The organism is Shewanella sp., assembly GCF_051658185.1.
In the GTDB taxonomy this organism is placed as follows: Bacteria; Pseudomonadota; Gammaproteobacteria; order Enterobacterales; family Shewanellaceae; genus Shewanella.
Genome location: NZ_JBOFMC010000300.1, coordinates 1 through 2,360 on the forward strand (window position 1 = coordinate 1; position 2,360 = coordinate 2,360).

Here is a 2,360-nt window from a genome sequence, read left to right on the forward strand (position 1 = left end):
AAGGTTGCAAACTTCCTCTTAAACATATAACAAAATGATTAATAAGCTAAAAATAAAACAACCCTAAGCATGTGTATCGATAATTCACTTTGGGGCATGCTAAAAATAACTATGCGAATTTGCTGCTTAGCTCAAACAAATTCGCGAATCGTTTTACATAGCTCAGCGAAGCGAGTAATCTTGCGCCTTTCTCGTGTTGAATTGAATTTAAATGCAGCTGCAACCGGCTTAAATGCCCTTCGCGTAGATGCTTAACTTCATGTTTATTTTGTGCGACTCGTACTTAAGGTGTACACCATTGGCTACTGAACATAACAACCGCAATCTCAAGACGATACTCACCTTTATCGTCCCTTCGCTCATCGGTCTACTGTTGTTTGTGACCCCCATTAGTTATAACGATGCGATCACGATTCCTATCGCCATCATCTCTAAAGCACTGCAACAGGCACTCAGTGACGTACTCACCTTAATCATCACTGTGATTGTGGTTGCGATGGCGTTAGCGTCGCTGCTGACCAAGGTTGTTCAGCCTAAGTGTGTACTCAATAGCCCTTTTCTCAACGGCTTACTGAATGTGACGCCAATGTGGCTTGTCACCCGGCTTATCGGTGCAGTTTTTATTGTGCTGACCTACGGCGCACTAGGGCCTGAACTTATTCACTCCGCCAATACCGGAGCCTTGGTATTAAACGATTTATTACCCGTGTTATTTTCGGTATTTACTTTTGCCGGCATGCTGTTACCGCTGCTGCTGAACTTTGGCCTATTAGAGTTGTGTGGCACCCTGCTGACTAAAATCATGCGCCCGCTTTTTAACCTGCCTGGCCGCAGCGCGATCGACTGTATGGCCTCATGGCTGGGTGACGGTAGCGTAGGGATCTTGCTCACCAGCAAACAATACGAAGCACGCTTTTACACCCAACGGGAAGCGGCGGTGATTGGTACCACCTTTTCTGCGGTATCGATTACCTTCTGCCTCGTCGTGATCTCCCAGGTTAAATTAGAGCATATGTTTGTTCCTTTCTATTTGACCGTGTGCCTCGCAGGGTTTGCCGCAGCGTTCATTGTGCCTAAGCTGCCCCCGCTGTCTTGGAAAAAGGATCACTATATCGATGAGACGCCGCGCCAAGCCGATGATGAACTCATTCCCGCAGGCCACAGCGCCTTATCTTGGGGCTTTGATAAAGCCTTAGAAAAAGCCGCCAATATCAAAGGGGTGAAAGCCGTCCTAGAGGAAGGCATTAAAAACGTAGTGGATATGATATTTGGCATCATCCCGGTGGTAATGGCTATTGGCACCACGGCATTGATCATTGCCGAGCATACCCCGATTTTTAACTACCTCGGAATGCCCTTTATTCCGTTGCTGGAACTGCTGCAGATCCCAGAGGCCACCGCCGCCTCTAAAACGATTGTGGTAGGTTTTGCCGATATGTTTATCCCATCGATTCTCGCCAGCTCCATTGAATCGGACATGACGCGCTTTGTAATTGCCGCGCTATCCGTAACGCAGCTGATTTATATGAGCGAAGTCGGCGCGCTGCTGATCGGCAGTAAGATTCCAGTCAATTTTGTGGAGCTCTTTGTGGTCTTTTTGCTGCGCACCTTAGTGACATTGCCCGTGATTGCCGGCGTGGCACACCTCCTATTTTAAGCGCGACATCAGCTTTAAAATATCAAGGGGAGTCAGGTTAACTGACTCCCCTTTTTTATATTCACTCATACACGAACAGACAGTTTTGATGATGTAGTGCGGCTTAAGTAAGCGTACAAACGTCACTCGTTAGCACATAACTCGGTTTTGGACAAAAGAGCGTTAAATATTGAAGGGCGCTAAATATAGAAAAGCGAATATCACTGCTTGGTTATTAAATGCAGGCCATATTTAAGGGCGAACCATGGTATTTGCTCAACGACACGCAGCAAGTCCATCCGTGGATGCTCGGCCGCCCCGTCCATGGGGCGGACGGTCGTCTCGCTAATCACCATGGTTCACCTGTTTAGCCTTGGCTTAGCCTGTAGACGTCATAACCTTACTTAGCACGCTTTGGGACAAATGCGTGTCAGTAGCTTTGCTAATTTAGCTTAAAACGAATTATTCGATGTATGGCAAAGCCTCTAATCGAGAGGCCAATTTTACTCATCCACTACACATAGTAAAAATGCCACGCGTTGCGAATCCGTCTTGAAGCGTTTGTTATAAAACAATTTCGTCATGCAGAGCTTTTTTCCAAAATTGCCGTAAGCTAAAAATGAATTTTTCTATATCCCTTTTGGAAACTACAATTTTTTCACCTTGAACATAGTTGCTATAATTTCTGCATAATTTTTTCATAGCATCACTTTTCTCCCCATGC

The 2,360-nt window shown here is 45.9% G+C and carries 2 protein-coding genes; both read left to right on the forward strand.

Annotation, left to right across the window (positions count from 1 at the left end):
• The first annotated feature begins 298 nt into the window (after nt 1-298).
• On the forward strand, nt 299-1,657 hold the full coding sequence (locus ACRCZA_RS11505) for a YjiH family protein (protein ID WP_438674574.1): 1,359 nt from the start codon (nt 299-301) through the stop codon (nt 1,655-1,657).
• A gap of 218 nt (nt 1,658-1,875) precedes the next feature.
• The gene (locus ACRCZA_RS11510) at nt 1,876-2,007 is read left to right on the forward strand and encodes a hypothetical protein (protein WP_438674575.1); all 132 of its coding nucleotides are present in this window, start codon (nt 1,876-1,878) and stop codon (nt 2,005-2,007) included.
• Nucleotides 2,008-2,360 lie beyond the last annotated feature (353 nt).

Bases quoted from the DNA above. Each gene is read 5' to 3' on its own strand.
- ACRCZA_RS11510 (WP_438674575.1), top strand. From the start codon at position 1,876: ATGCAGGCCATATTTAAGGGCGAACCATGGTATTTGCTCAACGACACG.